The organism is Arthrobacter sp. 05T423 (assembly GCF_056396245.1).
In genome coordinates, this window is record NZ_JBFTLC010000006.1 from 63,751 (window position 1) to 88,699 (window position 24,949).

At 61.8% G+C, this 24,949-nt stretch carries 11 protein-coding genes and 3 pseudogenes; 11 read left to right on the forward strand and 3 right to left on the reverse strand.

Annotated features, from left to right (window positions below):
* Positions 1 to 81: 81 nt before the first annotated feature.
* The gene (locus tag AC1DFE_RS07150) at positions 82 to 1,131 is read right to left on the reverse strand and encodes an IS110 family RNA-guided transposase (protein WP_476905207.1); all 1,050 of its coding nucleotides are present in this window, start codon (positions 1,129 to 1,131) and stop codon (positions 82 to 84) included.
* Between the two features lie 552 nt (positions 1,132 to 1,683).
* Here AC1DFE_RS07150 and AC1DFE_RS07155 point away from each other — a divergent pair.
* The 9 genes and pseudogenes from AC1DFE_RS07155 to AC1DFE_RS07195 all read left to right on the forward strand — a co-directional run bounded on the left by AC1DFE_RS07155 (position 1,684) and on the right by AC1DFE_RS07195 (position 13,377).
* Positions 1,684 to 2,776: pseudogene (locus AC1DFE_RS07155) on the forward strand (IS110 family RNA-guided transposase).
* 834 nt (positions 2,777 to 3,610) lie between these two features.
* Complete coding sequence (locus tag AC1DFE_RS07160) at positions 3,611 to 4,642, forward strand: reverse transcriptase family protein (RefSeq protein ID WP_476905208.1); 1,032 nt, start codon at positions 3,611 to 3,613, stop codon at positions 4,640 to 4,642.
* A gap of 229 nt (positions 4,643 to 4,871) precedes the next feature.
* On the forward strand, positions 4,872 to 5,333 hold the full coding sequence (locus AC1DFE_RS07165; RefSeq protein ID WP_476905209.1) for a very short patch repair endonuclease: 462 nt from the start codon (positions 4,872 to 4,874) through the stop codon (positions 5,331 to 5,333).
* Between the two features lie 168 nt (positions 5,334 to 5,501).
* Positions 5,502 to 6,002: a Swt1 family HEPN domain-containing protein gene (locus AC1DFE_RS07170; RefSeq protein WP_476905210.1), complete on the forward strand. Its 501-nt coding sequence runs from the start codon at positions 5,502 to 5,504 to the stop codon at positions 6,000 to 6,002.
* Positions 5,888 to 6,658 carry a hypothetical protein gene (locus AC1DFE_RS07175; protein WP_476905300.1) on the forward strand — a complete coding sequence of 257 codons (771 nt, stop codon included), beginning with the start codon at positions 5,888 to 5,890 and terminating at the stop codon, positions 6,656 to 6,658. Before AC1DFE_RS07170 ends, AC1DFE_RS07175 begins: the two co-directional genes overlap by 115 nt.
* Before the next feature lie 10 nt (positions 6,659 to 6,668).
* Positions 6,669 to 8,543 (forward strand): DUF262 domain-containing protein, encoded by a 1,875-nt coding sequence (locus AC1DFE_RS07180; protein ID WP_476905211.1) that lies wholly within the window; start codon positions 6,669 to 6,671, stop codon positions 8,541 to 8,543.
* A 124-nt stretch (positions 8,544 to 8,667) separates the two neighbouring features.
* Positions 8,668 to 9,261 (forward strand): annotated as a pseudogene (locus AC1DFE_RS07185) (NAD(P)/FAD-dependent oxidoreductase); the annotation flags it as partial.
* Positions 9,262 to 9,289: 28 nt separating this feature from the next.
* A pseudogene (locus AC1DFE_RS07190) lies at positions 9,290 to 9,778 on the forward strand (alcohol dehydrogenase catalytic domain-containing protein); the annotation flags it as partial.
* 248 nt (positions 9,779 to 10,026) lie between these two features.
* Entirely contained in the window at positions 10,027 to 13,377 is a 3,351-nt protein-coding gene (locus tag AC1DFE_RS07195) for a DEAD/DEAH box helicase (protein WP_476905212.1), read from the forward strand.
* On the opposite strand, the gene AC1DFE_RS07200 is transcribed toward AC1DFE_RS07195, so the two are convergent.
* Both AC1DFE_RS07200 and AC1DFE_RS07205 read right to left on the reverse strand, forming a co-directional pair.
* Complete coding sequence (locus tag AC1DFE_RS07200; protein ID WP_476905213.1) at positions 13,370 to 15,019, reverse strand: Hsp70 family protein; 1,650 nt, start codon at positions 15,017 to 15,019, stop codon at positions 13,370 to 13,372. The genes AC1DFE_RS07195 and AC1DFE_RS07200 overlap by 8 nt on opposite strands.
* An 11-nt stretch (positions 15,020 to 15,030) precedes the next feature.
* Entirely contained in the window at positions 15,031 to 17,082 is a 2,052-nt protein-coding gene (locus AC1DFE_RS07205; protein ID WP_476905214.1) for a hypothetical protein, read from the reverse strand.
* A 517-nt stretch (positions 17,083 to 17,599) separates the two neighbouring features.
* Here AC1DFE_RS07205 and AC1DFE_RS07210 point away from each other — a divergent pair.
* Complete coding sequence (locus AC1DFE_RS07210; RefSeq protein ID WP_476905215.1) at positions 17,600 to 18,289, forward strand: DUF6994 family protein; 690 nt, start codon at positions 17,600 to 17,602, stop codon at positions 18,287 to 18,289.
* Positions 18,290 to 18,449: 160 nt separating this feature from the next.
* Positions 18,450 to 24,914 carry a DUF3320 domain-containing protein gene (locus tag AC1DFE_RS07215; protein WP_476905216.1) on the forward strand — a complete coding sequence of 2,155 codons (6,465 nt, stop codon included), beginning with the start codon at positions 18,450 to 18,452 and terminating at the stop codon, positions 24,912 to 24,914.
* The last annotated feature ends 35 nt before the right edge of the window (positions 24,915 to 24,949 follow it).

The following is a 24,949-nucleotide window of genomic DNA, read 5'->3' on the forward strand; positions in this document are numbered from 1 at the left end:
TCCCTGGTTGATCCCCCGGAAGCACTGCGTCTTCCGCCTCCGGCGAATCAACAGCCTAGACGACCCTTCTATGGTGGCAAGTCAAGCCATGAGTGTTTGGAGTTGGCGGAAGATTTGTCTAGCGATGAAGCGCTTGAGGCAGCGGCGGATCTCCCGTGGGCTCCTGCCTTCCGCGGTGCGTCGCTCGATGTAGTCGCGGGTGGCGGGGTCTGTGAGGCTTCTGGTCCGGGCGATGACGTCCAGTGCCCGGTTGAGTTGCCGGTCACCGACGCGGTTGAGCCGGTGCCGGTGCGTGTTGCCTGAGGATGCCGGGATGGGGCTCGCGCCGGCCAGGGCCGCGAAGGCCGCTTCCGAGCGGACTCGGCCGTGGTGCGAGTACGCGGCGAGGATGATCGCCGCGGTCACTGGGCCCACTCCCCGGATGTCCATGACTCCCGGGGCCATGAGCTGGACGTGCTCGGCCAGGGCAAGCTGATTGGCCTCCAGTTCCGTGCCGAGCGCGATGACCGCAGACGCGAGCCGCCGCGCCTCGGCCCGCGCGACAGTGGCGGCAGCGCCGTCGCCGGGCCGGGCCCGCCAGCTCTGAACCGTCTTGATTTGGGCGGCGGTCAGCGGGGAGCGTGCGTCGATTCCTAGGTCGAGGGTCCGCAGCAGGGCGGTCAGCGCGTTGCGCGCGCCCGTGCGCTGTGTGTCCATCGAACGCCTGGCGGCCAGGAGGATCCGCAGTGCTTCCCTCAGACCCTCGGACCGGGGGCTGACCAGTTCTGTGATGGCCGCTCCCAGGACGGTCCGGGCGGCCGCGACGGCGTCGATCGCGTCGGATTTTCCGTGGCCGTGGCGGGACTGCCGTCGAGGCGGCCTGGCTTCGCAGACTGCGAAGCGCTCCGCTTCGAGCAGGCGCGTCAGCCTAGCCCCGTAGGAGCTCGTCCCTTCGACCGCGACCAGGACGCTCCCGGTCGCGGTGCGGCGGCGGATCCATTCCACTGCCCGGCTCATGCCTGCCCCGCTGGCCGGAAACGTGTCGGTCCCGATCACCGCGCCCGTGGTGGAGGTAAGAACTGAGAATGTGTGGGTTTTGGCGTGTGTGTCCACACCGACGACGTGTGTGTACTGTTCTGCGACTATGGTCATTTGCTTGCTCCTGTCCCCGATAGCGTCACGGTCGGAACCAGCCGGAGGATCACCCAGAGGCAAATCTCTAACGAGTCACGCAGCACCATCGTGGGGCGGAGCGGACAGCCTTCTATCAAGCCATCGGAGTGGGCCGACTGCTCCCGGGACCCTAGGGGCGGACAGGTCGTCTATAAGACACCGCAGGGCGGGTCAGATATGAAGGGAGTCACGCCCCGGCGGTCCCGGAAAGCAGTCTGCCAACCAACCCCGGGCTGGTCACTACCCATTAGAGATATGAGGTAGGAGGACCCGGCCCTCGTGAAGCCCCGAACCTTCTGGAGTCCATTTTCGCCGGGGCCCGATCCGGACCGCCAGCCTGCCAGGGGGTGTCGTGCCATGTGTGGGGGTGGCGGCGTTCCGGATCGTGTATTCCCCGGCGCTGATGGCCTCTATCAGAAGGTTCGGGGAGGATGTGCCCGGGGCTGGAACCTCCTTTCAAAGCAAGACGTGGGTTGCCTGCCACACTTGGCGGACAGGTAGAGCCACATTTGAAAATTGGAGGTTCCAGCTATGTTCGAGCGTACAAGCGTTGGCCTGGATGTCCATGCCCGAACGGTCGTTGCCTGCGCATTGGACGCGCAGACCGGTGATCCCGCACCGCATGACTCCGGATTATGCCGCAATTCTCGGTTGGATCGTGTCGCTCCCGTCGCCGGTGAGAGTTGTCTATGAAGCCGGGCCCACGGGGTTCGGGTTGGCCCGGTTCCTGCTGACTGCCGGCATCGACACGCTCGTGGCGGCCCCGTCCAAACTTCGCCCGTCCGGGACAGGGTGAAGACCGATGCGAAAGATGCGCTGCATCTGGCCCGGCTGCTGAAGCTGGGCGAGATCACCGCGGTCCGGATCCCCTCTGCGGATCAGGAAGCGGCCCGGGATCTGGTCCGCTCCCGGGAAGACGTCAGGGGCGATCTGATGCGTGCCCGGCACCGGATCTCGAAACTCCCTTTTGCGGCAGGGAATCGTCTATTCCGGCGGCAGAGCGTGGACCGGTATCCACGACCTCTGGCTGGCCCGGCAACATTTTGATGCCCCCGCAAGGCAACTGACCTACGAGTCCTCCCTGGAGGCCTTGCATGAGATTTCGGACCGGCGCGACCGTCTTGACGAGGCGATCACCACGATGGCCTACGGCAGCGAGTACACCCCGGTCGTCAGGGCACTACAGTGCCTGCGCGGCATTTCAACCTTGACCGCGTTCGGCCTCGCTGTGGAGATCGGTGACTGGGACCGGTTTACTGGCTCCACGATCGGCGCCTATCTGGGCCTGGTACCGACTGAGCATTCCTCCGGCGCGTCCCGATCCTTGGGCTCCATCACCAAGACAGGCAACACCCACGCCCGCCGGCTTCTTGTCGAGGCCGCCTGGCATCACCGTCGACCATACAACAGCCCCTCACGGCTGACGCGCTCCCGCTGGGAGGAAGCCACCACGGAGGCAAGAACCCGCGGCCATGCCGGAAACCGGCGCCTGCACAACCGTTGGATGAGTTACCTCGAACGCCGCAAACGACCGGTCATCGCCAACGTCGCCATCGCCCGAGAATTATCTGGCTGGTGCTGGTCCCTGGCCACCGGACAGCTCGAGACACCTACATCCACATAACTAAAGATTCCGTTCCCCTCCGGGGCCACGGAAAACCTGCCGAGGACGGCCCCCTGACTGTCCACGTGGTTCACCTTGCAGCGCGTGGAGTAAACCCGCGAACCAACTATGAGCAGCCCTAACGGCCACGCCCGTGATTCCTAGACCAGCGGTAACCTCCAGCCGAACAACTCGTCCTGCGGTAACCAACCCGCGCATATCAGTCTGACCGCGCCGTCGCCAACGACACGCTAACCACTGACACCAGCACGGCCGTCCCTGGCAGCAAACAGACGAAGCGGTCCCAGGTAACCAGCCCGGGACCGCTTCGCCCTGCCACTTGACACAACCGATCTACATATCAGTTGGTTATCGGTTCCAGAGGCGACCACCTGTCGTAAGCTGCTGGGCGATCCCGCCCGGGGTCGCCCTGCCTGGCTGCTGCGGACGATCTGACCCTTGTACGCGCTGAGTTGAGGATAACCGAGCTGCCCCTCAAGAACGACGGTTTGTACGTCTCAGCCGCCCTCCTCCACTCAACCCCAACGACTTGCGGCAGCTGACTTCAGGTGCAAAACCATTTCATCGGGCAGTAATGCCCAACTTGACCGTGCACGGTGTTCTTAGATACTTTGCGCTGAGAGCAGGACTGTCAGTATCTAGCATGGGCCCGCTGGCTAGTCCGGAATGGCCAGTGAAGCCCGACTAGCGTCTCGCGATACGCTGGGTCACCCAATTGAGGTGGCTTTGAGTTACGTGTTATGTGCAGCTTCGTTCCGATGTTGTAGATATTGACGGTCCTGTTCGCAAATCAGCATGCCCTCACTCGCTACTCGTAGGGCTCCTAGTTGAGCGGTGACGGTGATCATGTACATAAATAAGCGCCCTGTTCCCAGCCTTGAGTATGTCGCCTCAGAAGCAGGGGTTAGCTCTGCTTTTCTTCGTGACGTAGCTGAGCGTCGCGTCGACGCTTACAGCGAGTTCACGCTGGCAAAGGCCAAGAAGGATTCCACACGGACTATTGCGTCCCCCCTCCCGGACCTTGCAAGAGCCCAGCGTTGGATCCTGGCCAACATCCTTCGCGGTTCAACGGCCGAGTCACCGAGTTTCGCCTACCGTAAAGGCGTATCCGTCAAAGACTGCGCCCGAGTTCACGTCGGGGCTCGCTGGGTATTGAAGTTAGATTTGCGGGATTTCTTCCACTCCGTTGATGTGGGGAGAGTCGCCAAGATTTTCAGGAAAACCGGCTGCGATGACGGGGTCTCTCAGCAGTTGGCTCGAATCTGCACGAGGAGCACGAGGAGCGCAAGGAGCACAGCATCCTTGGCATTGGGTTACCTGCCACAGGGCGCGCCTACGAGTGGTATGCTCGCAAACCTTGCGGCGTCGAACTTGGATCGTTCGCTGTCACGATTGGCCGCGCGTTACAACCTGAAATACACCAGATACTCGGACGACCTGACGTTTTCCTCCGGCGGAATGTTCTCCAGAACCGACACCCGTGCGATCATACGATCCGCCCGCGGTGAGATCGCTAGAAATCATTTCGAGATGAACGAAGAAAAGATCCGCATTAGCCCTCCTGGATCGCGGCTGATAGTGCTGGGGCTGCTCGTTGACACCGACCGACCACGTTTGAGGGGAGATTTTAAAAAGGCCCTAGAATGGCACGTCTACGGGTCCTCCACCTTTGGTCCAAATTACTCCGCTTCAAAGGGATTTACCTCATTGCAAGACTATGTCTCTCATGTGGACGGTTTGTTCGCTCACGCGGTCGACATCGAACCGGAGTGGACTCACGAATTGCAGAAGTCCTGGACAGCTGTTTCCGAGGCACTGACCAAAAAAGCGTTGGACCCATTTGGAACGGCGCCGTTATACGGCTAACACAAATGCGAGTAATGGCCGCAGCTACTTCACATAATGATCGGACTCTTCGCACCGGCGCAGGCAGATGATGTAGAGGCACACCAGTCTCCGCAGCCAGCGACTGGGCGCAATGCCCATTTGGATCTGGTCGAGGAATGCCGCCCTGGAGCTCAGTCATGCGTTGATCGCCTGGAATGTACTGGCTGGCAGACCTTCGTGAGGCCGAATGCCGGCGTAGGCTGAGGATATGGAGGACGTTGGCTGGGCATCCAGCGCGGCGGCACGGACGGTAATGCAAGGCAATCGCTCCAGAGATACGAGGCCGGAGTTGGCGGTTCGCCGCGCCGTCCACCGGCTGGGCCTTAGATACAGAGTTGCCCATCGACCCCTGCAGAACGTGCGTCGCAGTGCGGACCTAGTGTTCCCCCGAGTCAAAGTCGCCGTTTTCGTAGATGGCTGCTTCTGGCACGGATGTCCTGAACACTATAGTGCTCCGGCCTCGCACGCGGATTTTTGGCGCGACAAGCTCGCCGCCAACCGTGCCCGTGACCATGAGACCATGGAACTTCTCAGACTGCAGGGTTGGGTGGCATTACGCTTTTGGACGCACAACGACCCCCTCTTGGTTGCTGAGGAGATCCGTTGCGTTGTCGAACAAAGGCGCCAGGCGCTCGTCGACCATCACGCTCCATCGGCTAAGGGCTCATAGGCCGCGATCGCTTAGTACATATTCACTTGGGTTCCTCTGTGAGTCCGCGGTTGCCCTGGACTAGGTTATTGCGTGCATCCGCCTGGTCGCGAGGGTTGGGAGATATTCCGTGGGGCATTACTCTGAGCTGAGTTGATCGTCGGCCCCGGGCCGAAGAGGGGGATTCAAATGGGGCTTTCCAACCGTGAGTTTGTCGGCCGCGCGCTCAAGGTTCTGGCGTCGAGCCTGGGCCCGTACATTTCCTCAGTCCTGGCGGACCTCGCTCCAGGCATCTTGTGGCCGAAGCTTCTCGAACACAAGGATGCCGCGGCCGGACGTACGGCGCAAAGCTATTCAGCCACAGACCTCAACGTGCAACTGCGTGTCATGACGGAGTCCCTTGGATCACTTGGTTACCCCTTCAACCTTGCCCATGCGGCCCGAAGCTACACCTCGGAGCTCCGCCAGACGCGCAATCTGTGGGCGCACAATGCAGAGTTCGATGACAACGACACGTACCGGCCCTGGACACTGCCGGCAGGCTGGCCAAGTGCCTCAAGCTGGAAGATGCCACGATGGCCCTCTCCGTTCTGCCGGACGGCTACAAGGCGCGGGGCTCAGGGAACGACGAGGATGCGGTTGACGGGCGTACGGAATCGGCTGAAACGAACGAACGCGTCGACGAGCTGACTGACAACGACGTTGTTGTGCTGTCGCCGAGCCAGCATGAAGTTAGCGTTGAAGTAACCGCGGCTGCGGCGCTCAGCTATGCGACGGCCCACAACGGGTTCAAGTTCGTTCGTCAAGTTAAGATGATCAACCCCGGCACGGAGATCCGTGGGGCCGTGGTCCGCATTGAAGTGCTGTCCCCCGCGGGGAGGATTTCTGAGGAGTTTCAGCAGTTCGTTGAACTTGCCGCTGCCGGCCCGAACAACGTCCGAGACCGGGCGCCGGTAGCACGACCTACACGCCGCAAGCAAGGCAGCGCCCGTCCTCCCTGGGAAGCAGGGCAAAGTCTCCCGCGCTCCGGGGCAGTAACGGATGTTCCCGCGCGTCACGCAGTGGAAGAACGCGCTGCTGGACCTGAGTTTGCGGAACCGGCTGATCAACTTCACCGACACGGCGCGTTTTCCGCTGGCAGTGCCGAGCTCGTGGATCGGCTCGTTTCACTGCTCCGACCGTCGAACTCCTGCTTACGCTCGGAGCTGACAACGTCCTGGTTGCTCCTCGTGGTCGGTAGGAGGCTCATGAAGTTTTTTGCACCGAAGGAAGCCAAGGGTGGACATTCGGCAGGTAGGCTTCGGGAAACTAGACAAAAACTTACGCGGCGAGCCTTTGGGCGATAAGGGGGAAGACGTGAGCGTCACAATGAAGAGCGACACGGATCGCACAGTCGACGGCGTGGCCAAGACGGTCGAAGAGGTGCTTGAGAAGAAAAAGTATTCGATCGACTACTACCAGCGCGAGTACAAATGGGAATCCAAGCAGCTGGCCGAGCTCGTCGCCGACCTGACCCGGAAATTTCTGGAGCTCTACGAGCCTGGCCACGCCCGTAAAGACGTAGCCAGCTACCCGGGCTACTACCTTGGCTCAATTATCGTCTCGCAGAAGGGAAGCCAGCCGTTCATTGTTGATGGCCAACAGCGATTGACCAGCCTTACCCTGCTGCTCACATACTTGCGGCGCCTGCAACATGGGCGGGACGACGCAGTCGACATTGACCAGCTGATCTTCTCTGAGAAGTTCGGCGAGAAGTCCTTCAACCTCGATGTTCCTGACCGCATGGACTGCATGGAAGGGCTCTTCGAAACGGGCGAGTACGAACCGCCCACTGAGGCGCCGGAGTCAGTCCACACGCTCGTCGGCCGCTACAGCGAGCTGGACGGGCTTTTCCCGGAGGAGCTGAGACAGCAAGCGCTGCCATTCTTCATCGACTGGCTCAAAGACCGGGTCCAACTTGTACAAATCACCGCCTATTCCGACGACGATGCGTACGCGATCTTTGAGACGATGAACGACCGAGGCCTCAAACTCACCCCGGCCGACATGCTCAAGGGCTATCTCCTGGCCAACATGGAAGAGGGCAAGCCCCGCACGACGGCAAACGACATCTGGCGCAAACGTCTGCGCACCTTGGATGACCACGCCGACGACGCCAGTTCGGACTTTCTCAAGACCTGGCTCCGCAGCCAATACTCAACCAAGATCCGCGAACGCAGGAAGGGCGCCAGACCGGAGGACTGGGACCGCATCGGAACGGAATTCCATCGCTGGCTCCGCGGTGCCCACGACATTATTGGGCTCAAGTCCCGCGACGACTTCCACGAATTCGTCGTCCGCGACCTCGACTTCTACAGTCACCAGTACGGGCGCATTCTCCAGGCTGCCAAGGGAACGTTCCACCCCGACAGCCCGCTGCGTTTCATCAGGTACAACGCTGATCTCGGCTTCACGCTGCAGGACCAGCTGCTTCTCGCCCCGCTTCTGGTCGAGGACAGCAAACATGTCATTGACCAGAAATTGGAGATCGTCGGCCGTTTCACGGACATCCTGCTGGCCTGGCGCATCTGGAACTTCCGGGCCACGGCCTACTCGACGATGCAGTACGCCATGTTCAACGTCATGCGCGACATCCGCGGACTCACGGTGCATGAACTCGCCACGGCCCTCAGGGACACTCTGCTAAAGATCGACGAGAACTTTGATGGCAACGACAACCTGTACGTCCACCAACAAAACCGCGGGCAGCTGCACAAAGTCCTCGCGAGGATAACGGACTACATTAGCGTCGGGTCCGGCCGCGTCTCTTCCTACGTCGAGCTGACCAACGGGACCAAGGTGCGGTACGAGGTCGAGCATGTCTGGGCTGACCACTTTGAGCGACACACCGACGAGTTCAGTCATGAAGCAGACTTCGCCCGGCACCGCAACCGCATCGGGGACCTACTGCTCCTTCCGAAGCAATTCAACGCCAGCTACAACGACGACCCCTACGAGATGAAGCTTCCGCACTACTTTGGCCAGAACCTGCTAGCCGCCAGCCTCAATCCGTTGAGCTACGAGAAAAACCCCGGATTCAAGGCCTTTGTCAAGAGCAGTGGGCTCCCGTTCAAACCCTATGACCAGTTCAAGGCCGCCGACGTCATCGAACGAGTCAACCTTTACCGTGAAATCGCCAAGCAGGTGTGGAACCCCGACGACCTCTATGCGGTCGCAAAGGATGAAGGCTGACGGGCGCGTTTATGGCGTAATTCTCTTGGACTCAGCAGGAACCAAGACTCGGTGCTCGGAACGAAGTCCTTTGGTTTTGATGGTGTTGATGCACGATTCGCCCCATAGGAATAATGGTGGGGCCGCCCTGGCGAACGGCGTCACCACGGAGAAGACAGACGTGCTCTTCGCGTCCCTGCCGTACCGGATCCTGCCGGAGGCGCAGGTGCCCGTGTACCAGGTGATGGCGCGGCGGGACGCGGAGTTCTACTCCCAGCTGGAGGCCGCCGGGTTCGAGTTGGACTTCGGCGTGGACGGGTCCGGCTTGTTCCTCAAATACATGCGGCGCGGCTCCGGCTACTACATCGCCGTCGGTGTCTCCCAGCTGATCATCGATGGCCGGGTGAGGCGGAAATCCGGACCGGTCTCCAAAACCACGGGCAATGCCGTGGTCATGGACGACGGGACGGAGCTGGAAGCCGACCTGATCGTTTATGCCACGGGGTACCGCTCCATGAACGGGTGGCTGGCGGACCTGGTCTCTCCCGAACCCGGGCCCCCGGAAGGCGAGCTGCGCAACATATGGAAGCCCACCAACGTTCCGAACCTCTGGATCCATGGCGGGAACCTGCACCAGAGCCGGCACTACTCCTCGTACCTGGCCCTGCAGCTCAAGGCGCGCATGGAAGGACTGGAAACGCCCGTCTACGAACTGCAGCCCAGCCACCACGCCCGTTGAACGCCCGCGTTCCCACAGGGAGGAAATCATGAAGGCAGCACGCTTCCACACCCGCAAGGACATCCGCATGGAGGACATCCCCGAACCGGAACTCCGGGCCGAGGTGGTGAAGATCGACGTCGCGTGGTGCGGCATCTGCGCCACCGACCTACACGAGTACCTGGAAGGGCCCATCTTCTGCCCGGCCTTCTGCCCGGCGCCGGCCATCTCCACCCGCTCTCGCACGAGGAATCCCCGGTGACACTGGGGCACGAATTCTCCGGGACTGTCTCTGAGGTCGGCGAAGGGGTGACGGGCCTGACGAAGGGGGACAACGTCGTCGTCGAACCCTATTTTGTGGCCGGCGACTGCCACATGTGCCAGGCGGGCAGCTACCACTTGTGCCGGCAGATGGGCTTTTTCGCTGTCCGGCGGCGGGGGAGGGCTGAACGAGAAGATAGTGGTGGACGCGCGGTGGGCGCACCCCATCGGGGACATTCCGTTGGCCGAGGCGGCGCTGATCGAGCCGCTGTCCGTGGGGCTACCACGCCGTGGAGGTGTGTTCCATAGACAAGAGAGTGTCGAAACTTGTTCTCAGTGGTCTGCGGGGGAAGATGGCTGAATGGAAATTGCCGATCACACGACGACATCGATCTCCTCAACATTCTCACCCCGTTGAGTCTGAGATGATCTAGGCAGCCGCAGAAGCGGCCCGATCACCATTAATCCCCCGAGCGTCAACCAAACTCGGGGCAGATTCCTACGGGGGGTCCGCGTCTGATGTCAATGGATGACCTGGTCTATCAGGGGCCGCAATCTGGGCTTGCTTGGCTGAAAGAGATCGGAGCCGAGCGGGTCCTCGTTCGAGGTGAACTAACGGGGTTGGACCTCGAAGAGTTGGAGGCGCTCGACGCCGACGTCCGTCAGCTTCCGCCCGGATATTCCGGCGGCAATCTCTTCAACGGTGTGTATGGGGTCTACCGCAAGGGTCGATGGGAGGCCCTCGTCATCCGTGGAGAGGGCCAAGAAGGGCCGGCTGCAACCGCCCGCCATCGATTCACTGCGGACGGAGGGATGCGTCACCTCGCGGAGGCTCGAGAGGACCTGGTTGAGCAGTGGGAGGACGGTCTGCCCTTCATCGGCACAAGTTCGTTTGCGCCCGAGGATGTCGTGAAGGTGCTCGGGTGCGATCGCTTTGGTCGGGTGCGGCGGGTTACTCGCACGCGCGCTGGCTACGTGATTGAAGTGAGTGTCGACGGGGAGCTTCAGCACGTCGCGCCAGAGTCCCTCCAGAAGGTGGATGGAGACCCACGCGATCCAGCCTTCTGGGTAACCTCGGCACCCGCTTCGGCACGGGAGATCGCAATGACTCTGACGTGGACGAAGTTGCGCGAGCCGCTCTCGAACACCCTGTACTCCTACCGAGCGACAAAAACGGTCTTTCGTGCCTACCAGTTCATCCCTGCACTCAAGATCCTCAACTCTCCGACCGGGCGGCTACTTCTGGCGGACGAGGTGGGTCTCGGAAAGACGATCGAGGCGGGACTGGTGTGGAGCGAGCTGGAGCAGAGGTCACCGCTTCGTCGCACGCTTGTGGTCACGCCTTCCTCCTTGACTCACAAATGGCGGATGGAGATGAGCCGGCGTTTCGACCGTGACCTCGAGGTTATCAAGCCTCGCAATCTGGCTGACCTCGCCGAAGATCTCCTCGCCGGTCGGGACCCGGAAATCCACGCGATCATCTCGGTGGAGTCCCTCCGCAGTGCGAGCGACGTGCTCGAGCAGCTGACCCGGATCCGACCGAGATTTGATCTGGTCATCGTCGACGAGGCCCACGTGTTGCGCAATGCCGGCACGAGGTCGAACCTGCTAGGCGGGTTGCTATCCGATTGGGCCGATCACTTGTTGTTCCTGTCGGCCACCCCCATCAACCTGCGCACTGACGACCTGTACAACCTGCTGACTTTGCTCGACGACGGCATGTACCAGGACTCCCAAATCTTCCACATGCAGCTCGAACCGAATCAGCACCTCAACGCGATCGAACGCGGTATCTCTCACGGCTCATCCGGTGCAGCAGTGCGCCACCACCTGCGGTCGATTGAGACACTGCCCTTCGGCCGCGCCGTCTCGAATCGCCCGGACTACGCGCGCCTAGAGGAGATTCTTGACACCGCTGCACCTTTGGAAGCGGGCCAACGGGCCGAAGTCAAACGTCTCGTTTCCGAGCTGAACACCTTGAGTGGCGTGCTCTCAAGGACCCGGAAGGTGGATGTACCTGACGCCAAGGCAGTGCGCGAACCCCATCAGGTAGCCGTGAACTGGTCGCCGGGTGAGAAAGGCTTCTACGACTGCGTCGTCGACCACTTCATGTCCCGGGCTCGCGCGCACGGAACGCCACCCGGCTTCGCCATGCAGATGCCGTTGCGACAGGTCGCGAGCTGCCTCCCCGCGATGCAGGCGCGACTCTCTGCCAACGCAGACCAGTTCGCGCGCTCAGTGGAGGATTACGACGAGGAGTACGGCGAAGAGGACTTGGCGGAAATGCGCGAGGACCGGGCATCCTTCGAGTGGCATGGTGAGGACTCCAAGTTTGAGGCCCTGCTTGAGCAGCTCACGCACTTGCGCGAACAAGGCCTGCGTCAGGCACTGATCTTCTCCACCTTTCGCGGGACCATCACGTACTTAGCAGAACGCCTGAGTTCAGACTTCCGGGTCGAGCAGCTCCATGGCGGTATCCACATGGTGGATCGTCAGCCCATCATCGATGCCTTTCGCGATGGGAAATTCGACCTCCTCATTGCGAGCGAGGTGGCATCGGAGGGTCTGGACTTCGAGTTCTGCAACGTACTGGTGAACTACGACCTGCCCTGGAACCCCATGCGAGTCGAGCAGCGAATCGGTCGTTTGGATCGATTCGGACAAAAGCGCGAGAAGGTACTTATCCTCAACATGCATGTGCCGGGGACGATCGAGTCCGACATCTTGGAACGCCTATACACCCGAATCGGCGTATTTCAGAACTCCATCGGAGACCTCGAGCCCATCCTCAGGGACGACTTCCGTGACCTAGCTAACCAAATTCTTGATCCGCGACTGGACGACTCCCAGCGAAGGCAACGAGCGGAAGAAATCGCTACGGCCATCGAGACGAGGGCGGCGAACCTTCGGCGACTGAATGAGGAGCGCGCCACTCTGTCCACGATTGATGAGATGCAGGTTGAAGGCCTCTCGGAATCAGGGCCAGTGGACGGGCGGTATGTCGGAACGACAGAAGTGCGCACCCTCATTGAGCACATACTGCGAGCCACTGGAGGCAAGCTCGAGAAGTCGGAGCATCCCGGCGTCCTGCTATTACGGGGAAGCAAAGAGCTCTCCGACCTCATCTATCGCTTTCGAGGCGCCCAGGGAGCGAGCCGTCGGTCAGCCGTACTGCTCCAAGGCCGTATCAGCAACGGAGAACCAATCGAAGTCACCTTCGACGCTGACCTTGCAAGCACGCGAGACGTGGAGCTCTTATCTCTCCGGCATCCTATCGTTGACGTGGCACTGCACCAACTGGAACACGACAGGCTCGGGTTGCATCGTTATGGCATAGCCAGGCTTGCAACGCTGCCGTCCGGCACTCGCTATGCCGTCACGGTGGACTTGATAGCGTCGACCGGGGTGAGACCGACGAAGGAGCTGTGGTCAATGGCGATCGATATCAAGACCGCGGCCGTTGCGCCAGACGTCGGCGTTCAGTTGCTGGAAGCCATTGCGAACGGATCACTGGAGGAAGCCACTGGAGCCGCTCCAACACCAATGGAGCCCTTCCTGGCATCGCTGAAGGAGGTCAGCTGGGCCCGGCACCGCGAGGAAGAGTCACGCAGACGTTTGGATAATGAGGCGTTGGTGCAGGCCCGCCTCGATGCGCGCAAGGCGAGTCTTCAGGTCAAAATCCATAAGGCGAAAGCCACGTTGGACGTCGTTATGGCGCGGGAACGCGACCCTCGAGTCATCCGGATGGCAGAAGGTCGCATCCGGAACCTCGGTCAAGACCTCGAGCAGCTTGAGGCCGAGCTGGAAAAGCATCGGGCCTTCTCGATGAGCCGCAGGACGGTCGCAGTGATTGAGCTCGTCGGTCCGGCTACTTGACGTCCCAGTCGCGTCGTTCCATTGGCTTCCAGTCCGGTTCCTTAACAGGAAGGGCAAGGCGGGCGAAACCCCCCGTGAGCACAGGCCAGCGCGAGACGCGGAATGACTGACTCGTTCCGCGGCCATCGGTGATATTGACGCGCCCCTCCGTGGACATGACGAAGCGGACACCATCATAGCCAAAGGCCACCTTTAATCCGGGCACATCGGTCTCCTTATGCCGCAGATCGACCGGCGTTCCGTCCATCGCATAGACAGCGAGGCGGCCGTACCCGGATGATGGCAATGATCGAGCTGAATCGCGATTGACCGCGGTGACACCGGTTGGCCACTCGTACCTGAGCCGGTCCCGGCTCTGTGCTTCCCACGACTCGTAAAGCTTCGTGTGTGCCCGGTAGAGCGGAACACGGGTCACGTTCCCGCCTCCGGCCGAGAACTCGAGCACGAAGTCGAAGGCAGGGCGATGCAGATTCACCTGCTCGTAGGAGGTATTCTCGGCAAGGCCCGCCACGATCGCCTCCCGCGCACCGTTCGTGCCAGGGAAGGTGTGAACCCTGGCGTTGGGTAGCTTTCGGCTAAGGAACTTCTCCACCGCGGAGGCGCGACTCATGCCCCCGGCAAGGAGAACGTGATCAACCTTTGAGGTGAGGCTCTCCTCCGAAATCTGGCGCAGGGCAGATGTGACCACACCTTCGGCGCGGGTCAAGTACGACCCGCGCAGAGTCGAGAGGATGAGGGACCAGGCGCGTTCCAGTTGCGGACGCATGGCATCCTCCAGCTGCTCGCGGGTGTAGCGGAGGCTGGGCAGGTGGCCGGCCTGATAGCCGACATGCACCTGCGTCTCCTGGTATGTCGAGAGGTCAACCTTTGCCTCAGCCGCTGCGCGCATCAGATAAGCCCTCGCAAGATCAGCGTCGGGCAACGCCTCGAGCTCGATTCCTTGGTCGCGGAGAGAGACCTCCAGGTCGGCGACGATCGTTCCGTCGAGCACGTCACCGGCCTCGTTGAGGCCGTCTGAGGCGAGGACATAGATTTCAGGGTCTCTGAGCGGGCCGGTCGTGACGTCAAGGACGGCGACGTCGAGCGTGCCTCCGCCCATATCGAACACGAGCACGCGCTCTCCGTCGAAGTACTCCCTCTGTTGCGTTCGCCAGCCGATCCAGTTCAGTCCAGCGGCGATCGGCTCATCAATCAGAGTCGAGGGGCCGACGCTGAACCCCGCCGTCTCGGCGAGTCCGAGCAACCGTTCCCGCTGATCCCCATCCCACATTGCAGGGCAGCCGAGCCGCGTGACTCCTTTATCGGAGATGGGGAGCCGATCAGCGCGGGCACGGTTCGCGATCTCGCGAAGGACCGCGCCGATCACCTCGTCGGCGTCGCGTTCAATGGAGCCATCCCCGCTTCGCGCGACTACCACGCGTCCTGTGATGCAGCGCTTGACTGAAGTGATCAGAGCGGCGGGATTGTGAGTCAGTGCGTCCTCGCCGACCACCAAGGCGTCACCGCTGACCGCAACAGCAGAGGGCATCCACGATTCGGCATGACCGATTGGGACTACCGTCGGCCTGCCCGCCGGCAGGCTCTCGGCGATCAGTGTCGTGCTCGTGCCAAAGTCGACACCCAGAAACTGTTCTCGAACCACTCCCACTCCTACTAACTTCGTTCAACGAGGGCGCGCACGAGAACGATCTCATCGGCCCCCTCGCCCCACGTATATCCGATGCCGGTGACAATCACTGGTGTGCTGGGCAGTGGCGGCTCCCCGATGACATCGTGACGCTGTGGGTCATAGGGCTCAGTCCGGCCTGGAACACCCGAGGGAGTCAGTCCCTCACGGGCGGCCATTCGCCGTACCCGCTCCCGGACGCGCTCAGCGGACTGACTGTCGGCAGCCCCGTCGACGTACGCGCAGAGCCCCGCAAAGGCGCGCATGACATCGATCCTGATCTGGCGCGACTGAGATTCGCGAAGCTCGTTGGTGCTCGCGGCGGCCTCGCCAAGTTTTTCCTCCATGCGGTGCAGCCGGTCATCACGCAACCGCACGGCTTCCTGGGCCTTGCCGAGCAGCTCCGTCATTTCTCTCGCCTGGCGATTGAGGGCCTCTACTTGGTGAGCAAGCTCGGATATCCGTGTCTCATTCCTGAGCTGCACAAGCCAGGCCCGGCCGATGTTGTCATCCCGTAGGACTCGGTCGAACGCTCGCTGAACGTCACTTTCATCCATGACGCGGGCAAGTGCAGTAGGGGCGGCGAGCGACGTGAGTAGCTGACGCCTCGTGGTGGCTGACTCGAGCCTCTTGACCACCAAGGGCTTGACTACGGTGGACGCTATGGCATCGCTCTCGAGCGCACTGGCCAAGGGCGTGGTGGCGACCGCAGCCAGGTCATCAAACTCCACGTCCCGCCACCACATTTCGTCGGCGAGATCTGCCGGATGATTGCGCCAGATCCACCCCAGCACGCGCGCCCTCGAGCCGGTCGCATTCAGCGGAACGGACGTGAGACGCCGGGCCACCGCAGACTTGTCCTGGAGCGCGAGATTCTTCCAGGAGTCCTGATCCATCGCGCCTATAACGGCCGCCAGAACTCCAGCGACCCACTCACCCTTCTTGACAGCATCTTTGGGCGTTTCCATCTCGCGGGTGGCACGAAGAACAGTGTCCAGGCTGAGGAGACCAACCAAAGGCGAACTCAACAGCCTCCGAATCATGAAGTCCTTGGCTTGCCGTAGCTCCTGGGCTCTGGCAGACGCCGATTCAAGACCGCGCAACTCGGCCTCTGCAGCATCTATTAGAGCGGTCGCACCCTCGGGTCCCGCCAATTGCAGTGCATCAATTGCCTTGATCGTTTTGCTGTCCCTCGGCAGGGCCTGCAGGATCAAAGCAGCTCGATCGAGCGCCGGAACGGCCGCTTGAAGCACATCCTCTGACAGCGAGCCCACAGCGAGCCCAGCTGCCAAAGGATTCCGCATGGCACTGCCCAGTACCCCAGCCCAGTTCTCAGGCAGTTCGCCTGAGACTGAAGTCGCGCGGACGAGTTCGACAGCCGGGTGTATTCGCCCGTCCTCAGCACTGTGTGCGCTGCCTTGGCCCTCGTTCTGATTTCCTGAATCCATTGGCCGGTCGACAGCGCCGTCGGCGACGTGCGGAGCAACGTCACTGCCTCGCTCTGCATTTCCGGCATGGAGTCCCACCGTCACGGTGTTCTCTTTCATGGCAGTCCGTCGGCGCACCTGGGCGGCTACGTCAGCGGACACTGCATCGAGCGGAGCCTGCCCCACCCAGATGTACTTGAGGCTGGCACCCTTGCCCGATGCCTTGACATTCTCGTTAGCCTCGAAGGCCAGGCGAGCCCGCTTCCACAGGGCGCCGACATCCCCCGTGTAGACCTCTTGGACATGCGCGATGAGGTCTTTGCTCGACATCGGCTTCGATGAGTCGAGAAGGGCGAACGCAAAAGCCTGTGCAGGCGACGAGCGCACGAGCTCTGATGCGCCAGCCGGGTCGACGAACTTTCGGTGGCGTAGCCCACCAGCCGCGGTGGCAAGCCGTATGTGGTCCTCATCAACACCGAGTCGCACATCATCGGTTGACCCGTCACTCCAAAGAACAGTGACCTCAGAACCCATGTGGTCGACGAGGCGTCCCTCTCGGAGGACCACCCGAGATTTCCTATCGAGGTCTATGACCACCTGTGGCGCTTTCACCAGCGTATTCTATCCACAGCACCTGCTTCTACCTGAGCCAAGTGATCGCTCCACGAGCGTCAGCTGGACCGTATCTTGTAGAGGACCGCGTCGTGCGATCACCCGCCTGTACGCGTCGGCGTAGGCAGCGGCGCCCAAGCCCGGCTTCGAGCTTGCACGGGCTGCCGGCGCGGACCATCCCTTCGTAGCGCTGCTGCCTGTTGAAGCGACCTACCTGGTCCCGGCCTCTAAGGATCCGGCGGCGGTGCCAATGATCAGGACGGCGGTGAAAGCGCCCGGGGAGGGAGACGCTACAGCTTGATGACCGCGGGTTGAGCTGATGCACGTGATGTAGAAAACGGCGGTGGGACATTTCATAGCTGCACCAGAAGCTTCAACGCGGTGTTATTGCGGCAAACCACTTCTTCTCAGCATTGGCGCAGGAACTCAGCAGCATTGGATCAAGACAGGCTTTGCCTATGCGATCACATGGGACGATTTACGCACCAAGACATACGCATCGAGCATGGGGACACCGATGACTTTCGACTTCCACTCAGATACTCCGGCCGGCAAGGACCCCGACTCCTTTAGTCCCGCCCTGCGGAAGCATCACCAACTGCTGTGGAGCAAGGAGTTGCCCACCGGCCCACACTTCGACCTGGCTATGGAACCCCGCGCATACCTCGTGCACCGATCCTCGTCTGGTGTCTTCTTCCTCGCCAGTGACGCGATCACCACCAGGCTGCGAAAGAAGGCTTGGAACGTCATCCGTGGCATACCGGAAGACGACTTACCCGAGTACCTCGGCTACACCCCGGGAAGCGCCCTTGTGTTTCCAGGCAACAGGATCGGAAGAAAGCCGACGATCAATGGTGCACGCGGACTACACCCCAGGATTGCCGATCGCTTCGACCTGACTCTGGAGTGCATCCGCCGCCACTATCTTGGTGAGACGAGCCCCCTTGCACATGTCCTGCTCCGGTACGCGGAATTCTTCGCGCTGTTCGGGGATTTCGCCGGGTACGTCAAATTCTTTTTGCTGGAAGACCTCGTGGAGGACGACGGACAGTCCATCCGGTTCTTCCACCCGTTCGCAGACTTCATCACGCCTGCCGTTCCGAAGGACCGTGACGAATACCTTGAGTACCTACGGCTCAACAACGTCTTCATCTCCGCACGCAATCGAAGGATCGATGAAGAACTTGAAGGCCGGATCGCACGATAAACCTGAAGTCCATTGGTCCGGTCCGTAACCTAGCGGGCTTGCTGACCCCTGAGCGGCGCCAGAAATAACAGACGCGCAGGATTGTCAGCGCCGGATGCCATGATTGGTTGCATTGATTGAATGACGGTACTGATGGCGGTGCCGTAGATGGGGGAATTTGATGAGTTTGTCCAACCGCGAGTACGTGGGCCGGGCGCTTGAGGCCTTGGCGGTTGGCCTTGAGCCGTACATCGCAGGAGTGCTTGGTGAGATAGCCCCCGGAGTGGCCTGGACCAAGATCATCCAGCACAAGGACGAGAACGCCGGACGCGCTGCGCAGACATACGCGCCCACGGATCTCAGCCTGCAGCTGCGCATCATGACTGAATCCATGGGCTCACTTGGGTACCCCTTCAACCTTCCGCACGATGCGCGCAGCCACACCTCCGAGCTGCGCCAAGCACGCAACCTTTGGGCGCACAACGAGTCCTTCGACGACCCCGATACCTTCCGTACGCTGGACACCGCAGGTCGGCTGACCAAGGTGATCGGGCTGGACCAAACTCACAGCGAGTTGGCTGCGCTTCTCACCGAGTACCAGAACCGGTCTTCTCCGAACCATGAACAGCCGGAAGAAGACCAGCAGGCTCTGCCCGTCGCCGTCGCGCAGCCGGACCTCCCGGGGGCAAACTCCTCAGTTGAACCTGTAGCCCATGAACCGGCTGCATCCGCTGTCCACGTTGCGGTTGAGGTGACCACAGCAGATGCGCTGAGCTACGCGATGGCGCACAACGGCTTCCGCTTCGTCAGGCAGGTCAAGATCACGAACTATGGCGCGGAAATCCGTGGTGCAGTGGTACAGGTGGAGGCCTCCGCGCAGACGGGCCGGATCTCCGGCGACTTCCAGCAGTATGTGGACCTTGCGGCAGGACAAACCATCACGCTCGATGACCTCAACGTTCCAGTTCAGGCCGCCACCATGTATGAACTGGCTGACCGCCAGATGGGAAAGGTTCTGGTGACCGTTCATTCGGCGGGCCCCGATGCCGCCGTGGCGGAGCTGGGCCGCGCAGAAGCGGACCTAACGCTCCTGCCCGCCCAGTTGTGGATCGCCGGACGGGGACTCGTCTCCTTCGAGTTCCTGGCCGCGTACGTGCAGCCGCACCATCCCAGCATCGCCAAACTCATGTCCGAAGCTGCCGACATCCTCATGCAAACAACCGGCAGCGGCAGCTTCGACGGGTACCTGGAAGACGGGGACCGGGTTGATCGAATCGTGTTCGCCATCGCCCAGGCCATGAGCGCCCGTGACATCCGCTACAGCATGCCACCCGCCAGCTGGGGACTGGAAGGCCAGCAGGTACGGACGCCGGCGCAGGTCCTTGACGACCGTTTGGGCACGTGCCTGGACACCACGCTGGTCCTCGCCGCCGCTTTGGAATTCTGCGGCATCAGGCCTCTGCTCTGGCTAGTGGATGGCCACGCATTCCTCGGCTACTGGCGGGAGGAAGGCAGTCTCAGCACTGCGGCCTCCGACGACGTGCCCGAGCTGGTCAGCCTCGTACAGCGGGGTTTCATCGGCCTCGTGGAAACCACGCTCCTCACCGGCAGTCAGTCTATCTCGGCGGCCGCACTCCGCAGCAGCCCGCTGAACCGTTATGTGGAAAGCGGCAATGACGAGATCAATGCGGTGACTGACATCAGGCGCGCCCGCCTCGATGGCATTTACCCGCTGCCGGCCCGGACCACGTCCGACGCCGGAACCTACACCGTGGTCAACTACGTCCCGGAAACCAAGACTGCGCCGGCGCTGCCCGAGAAGGCAACTTCCAGCGGAGAACCCGCCCGGACCACCTCCCACGTTCCACCCAGGGTGGTTCAGTGGAAGAACGCCCTGCTGGACCTGAGCCTGCGGAACAGGCTCATCAACTTCACTGACACCGCCCGGTTCCCACTCGCAGTGCCCACCGCATGGATGGGCGCCTTCGAGGACCTCATCAGCGAGGGCACGTCCGTCAGCCTGCTTCCGTCAAACCAGATCAGTGCCATCCACCAGGAGCGCGGTGTCCGCTTCGGCAAAGACCTTCCCCAGGACGAACTCGCCGACCTGCTCAGCTCCAAAAAATCGGTGTTCGCCGAGGTCAGCGAAGACGGCTACAACGCCAAGATGCGCGGGCTCGCCTACAAGGCGAAAACCCAGCTTGAGGAAACGGGAGCCAACAACCTCTACCTGGCCATTGGCAGCCTAATGTGGGAGCTGGACGGCCGGGCGCTCAGGTCCCCGCTGGTCCTGGTCCCGGTGAAGCTGACTTCTGCAGGGAAAAACGGTCTGTACCGGGTCACACTCGATGAGACCGGCCAGTCCACGCCAAACTATTGCCTTCTCGAGAAGCTGGCCCAGTCTCACGACCTGCGCATCCCGGGCCTCGCCGAGCCGGAGGAAGACGGATTTGGAATCGATCTGGACGCCGCGTTCGCTGCGGTCCGGGCGGCCGTTTCGGCCAAGGGCCTGGCCTTCCGCGTGGAAAACACCGTGGACCTGTCCATGTTGCAGTTCGCCAAGTTCCGCCTATGGAAGGACCTTGACGAGAACTGGAAGGAATTCACGGCCAACAGCCTGGTCAATCACCTGATCAGCACCCCCACGGAACTCTATTCAGACAGTGTTGCCGTGACGCCCGACGTCGACCTGGACGCCCTTGCTGCCCAGTGTCCAATACCAGCGGACTCGTCGCAGTTGGAGGCAGTCGCGTCTGCGGTTGCCGGCCAGACGTTCGTCCTGGAAGGCCCTCCGGGCACCGGAAAGTCACAGACCATCACCAACCTCCTGACCCGCGCCATTGTTGACGGCAAAAGGGTTTTGTTCGTCGCGGAGAAACGGGCAGCACTCGATGTTGTTCAGAAGCGGCTCGACGACGTCGGGATGGGGCCGTTCTCCCTTGACCTGCATGACAAGGGCAGCAAGCCGGCGGTGGTCAGGGCGCAGATCAAACATGCCTTGGAGCTGCGCCTGTCTGCGAACCAGCAGCAGCTTGAGACTGCCTCCACCGATCTTGCCTCGGCCCGCCGCGGACTGGTCCGGTATGCCCACAACGTCCACGAGGAGAATGGTGCGCAGCTGTCCCTCTACAGCGCGCGGACCAAGGCTCTGACCTATGAACCTGATCATGCGATGGTTCCTCTCAGCCCGGAGCTGACAGCGTCGTTGAATGAGTCCACCTTGAACTCGATCCGGCAGGTGTTCCGGGAACTTCCGGAGTTCACTGACCCCGTCCGTCCTGGGCCTGACCACCCATGGCGGTTCGTCTCCGTTGCGGCGGGCGTCCAGCAGGAGCAGCAGTTGCTGGCTCTGGGACAGCGCCTCAACGAAGCGCTGAAGGCGCTGCGGCCGACCCCTGGGCTTTCGGCGGTACTGGACGCAGCGCGAACGCCGGCCGACCTCGGAACTCTCGCTGCACTGCTGCAGGACCGGAACGTCCCATTGGGGACCCTGGATGTGGTCCGCTCCGGCGACTGGTCTGTTAATGCTGAACAGTTGGAGAAACTGGTTACGGCCTTTGCGTCCGTCCAGCATCCGGGCCTTGAGCACGTAGCGCCGGGGGCTATGGATCTTCCTCTGCCGGAAATTCTCGGCCGCGCACAGCAGGCCGCAGCTTCCGGGTTCTGGGGACGCAAGAAGCGGCTGCTGGCAGTGGCCGCCGAACTGTCTCCCGTGCTTGTACCCGGAGCTGAAATCCGCCACAAGGAGCTTGTGCCGCTGCTGGAGAAACTGGTGGCCGTCCAGCATGAGGTCTCCGGTCTGCGGGCAACGCGGGGCTCTCTGCCTGGGCTTCCTGCGGATCAGCAATGGAACCCGCTGACGCCGGACGCCCAAGCCGACCTGCGACACCGCATTTCCTGGCTGCGCTGGGCCGCGCAGGCGGTGCAGCCGTCTACGGAGCCCGCCGTCGTGAGCTTCCAGACCGAGCTCCGCACGTTCCTGAAGGAAGCCCCCGACGTCCACCAGAACGTTGTCGGCTTACTGCGGGAGCTTTCCCATGCCTGGAAAGAGTTCCTGCAGATTCAGGGTGTGGGGAGCGATGACCTGCGTGCGTGGACCAATGAGCGGGGCTTCCTGGTTCGCTGGTGGGAAACGTCCGTGGCGCGGCGGCTGGACGCGGCGGGTTCGGTACCACTGACGCGGTGGCTCGAGCTGATCCGTCATGTCGAACCGCTGCGTACCGCGGGACTGATGGACGCCCGTATTGCCATCCTCGACGGCGCGCTGGAAGCAGATGACGCAGCAGCAGCCTTTGAACGCGGCTTGGCTGAAGGGTCGCTGGCCGAACGCCGCATCGCTACAGGGTTGGCCGACTTTGATGCCGCGGTGCACGAGCGCACCATCGAGCGGTTCACCACGCGCGCCGAAACCGTACGCGAGCTGCTCAAAACCAACCTTGCTGCCGGGGTCCTCCGCTCCCGGACGGTCTCGTCGTCGTCGACCTCGGGGCGCATGGGCGAGCTGCAACGGCAACTTACCAGGCAACGCGGTGGCTTGTCCGTCCGGAAACTGATGGAACACTACGCAGACCTCATCACGGGGATCATGCCCTGCACGCTGGTCAGCCCGGATTCGGTGGCGCGGTTCTTCCCCGCCAAGGCCGGTCTGTTCGACATCGTGGTGTTTGATGAAGCCTCACAGATCCGGGTGGCCGACGCGGTGGGCGCCATGGGCCGCGGTGCTTCAGTGGTGGTGGTGGGCGACAGCAAACAGATGCCGCCCACATCGTTCGCGGAGATTTCCGCCGATGCCGGCAGCGACGGTGACGCCGAGATCTCCGTGGTGGAGGACATGGAGTCGATCCTTTCCGAATGCGTGGAAGCGCGAGTGCCCCGGCAGTGGCTGTCCTGGCACTACCGTAGCCAGGACGAATCGCTGATCGCGTTCAGCAACCAGCAGTACTACGACAGCAAGCTTTCCTCGTTCCCCGCCCCCTCCCACGGCGCAGCGAATGCCGATGTCCGCGGAAACGGCGTGAACTTTGTCCGGGTCGACGGCCAGTTCCACCGTTCGGGACCATCCAAGGTCCTTCGTACCAATCCTGTGGAGGCCGCGGCGGTGGTGGCCGAAATCCGCCGAAGGTTTGATGCTGATACCGCGGGCACTCCTTCCATCGGTGTGGTGACGTTTAACCTGCAGCAGCGCGCACTGATCGAAGGTCTGCTTCGCGACACGGAGGAGCCGCGCATTGTCGCTGCTCTTGACGAGGATTCAGAAGGGCTGTTCGTCAAGAACCTTGAGAACGTGCAGGGTGATGAGCGGGACGTCATCCTGTTCTCGACGGGATTCAGCAAGAATGACAAGGGATACCTGCCGCTGAACTTTGGTCCCTTGAACCGGTCTGGTGGGGAACGGCGCCTCAATGTTGCTGTCACCCGTGCACGTCGGCAAGTTATTGTTTTTTCCAGCTTCAACCCGGCCGATCTGCGCTCCGAAGAAACCAGCTCCGTTGGCATCAAGCACCTGCGGTCCTACCTTGATCTGGCGGAACAGGGGACCGCTGCGCTGCCGTATGACGGGCGCCGCACTGCCAGCATTGACCTGCACCGGGAAGAGATAGCCGACGCGCTGCGGGACCGCGGTTTCGTGGTCACTTCAGATGTGGGCTTGTCCGATTTCAAGGTGGACCTGAGCGTTGCGTCAGCGGAAAACCCGTCCCGCCAGCTGATGGCGATTCTGTTGGACGGTCCCGCCTGGGCTGCCCGCAGGACGGCGGGGGACAGGGACGGGCTGCCCCGGGACGTCCTGACGCGGATGATGCGGTGGCCTTCAGTGGAGCGGGTGTGGTTGCCGGCGTGGCTGGCGGACAGCGAGGCCGTCCTCGATCGGCTGGAACTGTCTCTGCGGGAGGCTGCCGATGACGTTTCGGTCGAGGCTGCCGCTGAGCCAGCTCCACGCGAGGCTAGCCTTCCCGGACTCGCTGGTGGGGGGCGCCAGGCGGAACTGGCTAATAGTGTCACTGACCCTCTCGGAACACTGCCTCTGTTTGAGGAGATCCGAAAGCCTGCGGGCCCGCCGTCGCCTGGGCCTGTTGTATCTGAAGTTGCTACCTACCAGCCGTGGCCTGTGCAGGTGTTCGGAACCACAGACGTTCTGGATAACCTGCACTCACGACGTTCTATTGCTGCCGTCCGAGATGCCATTGGTGTTGTTGTCGCGGCTGAGGGGCCCATACATCAGGACCGTTTGGCAAAACTGGTGTGTGCTGCATTCGGCCTCAATAAGGTCAACGGTTCCCGTGCGGACTCCGTGCTTCGTCTGGTCGAACCGTCGACGCACGTAATCGACGACGATGGGTTTGTTTGGGATGCCACCGTGGATAGGCGCACTTGGAGCATCTTTCGGTCGAATGACGCTGACATCGTTCGCAAACCGGAGCACATCAGCGTTGTGGAACTACGGAATGCCATGGTGGATATCGTGAGTGCGACAGGCGGCATCGGAGTGAGCGAGCTGCATCGGGAAACGATTCAGACGTTCGGCGGGAAGCGCCGGACTGCTGGCATCACGGCTCGCCTGAATGATGGGCTGCAGCATGGAGTGGACACCGGACATCTTGAACTGCGCGGCGACATGGTGCGGCTGGCCACATCGTTTCAACCCTAGATGAGGCTCTGACATCTTTTCATCCGCACTACGCC